Here is a 1,102-nt window from a genome sequence, read left to right on the forward strand (position 1 = left end):
GTAACTCTGGGATTATTCATGGATGCGGATGGTATTCCCCTGGCTTTTGATATTTTTCCGGGAAATCAAAATGAGCAGACAACCCTGAAACCGCTGGAGCAAAAGATTATCCGGGATTTCAATTGCAGCGATTTTATTTTCTGTTCTGATAGTGGTCTGGGTTCACTTAACAATCGCCGTTTTAACAGCTTTCAGCATAGGGCTTATGTAATCACACATTCCCTGAAAAAAATGAAAGAAGAAGATCGGAAGATTGCGATGAACCCCACGCAGTTTCGGAAGATAGGTTCCCGGAAATTTATTGATCTGCGCACTCTGGATGAGACGGATGACGAAGTCTACAATTCTGTTTATTACAAGGAATACCCGTTGATCTCAGATGATCTGGATGAAACGTTAATCGTCACCTATTCTCCGAAATATGCGGCATATCAGAAAAGAATCCGTGCAGGTCAGATTGAACGGGCGCAAAAGATCATCAATTCTCCAGGAAAAAAGAAAAAGGGTAAAAACGCTAATGACCCAATGCGCTTCGTAAAACGCACCACCATTACAGCCGACGGAGAAATCGCCGAAAAAACGGTGTATGACCTTGATCTGGCGCAGATTGAAAAAGAAGCGATGTATGACGGGTTTTATGCGGTAGTGACAAATCTGGAAGGCGATATAAGTGAGATTATCCGCATTAATCAGCAACGCTGGGAGATCGAAGAAAACTTCCGCATCATGAAAGATGAACTCTGCTCCCGTCCGGCATTTGTCCGCCGGGAAGATCGTATCAAAGCGCACTTCATGACCTGCTATATCAGCCTGATTTTATATCGGCTTTTAGAGAAGAAAATCGGGAACGGATTTACGTGTAACCAGATCATCCAAACATTGCGGTCTATGAAGATGACTTTGCTAAACACCGCTGGAGGTTATATCCCTTCGTATACCCGTACAGAACTCACAGATGCCCTGCATCGGACTTTTGGTTTCCAGACGGACTACGAGATTATAACTAAAACATCAATGCGTACACTAATAAAAAATACGAAAGCGTTGAAGAAATCAAAAATATAGCACATATCGCTGCATAAACAAAAACGGCTACAATGCC

General features: G+C 42.8%; 1 protein-coding gene. It reads left to right on the forward strand.

All coding sequences use genetic code 11. The features are described from left to right. Positions 1 to 1,065, forward strand: a 1,065-nt coding sequence (locus tag HNP82_RS17790) for an IS1634 family transposase (protein WP_183776838.1), incomplete at its 5' end; no start/stop codon positions are given. Positions 1,066 to 1,102 lie beyond the last annotated feature (37 nt).

Source organism: Catenibacillus scindens (genome assembly GCF_014202115.1).
Classification (GTDB): Bacteria; Bacillota; Clostridia; order Lachnospirales; family Lachnospiraceae; genus Catenibacillus; species Catenibacillus scindens.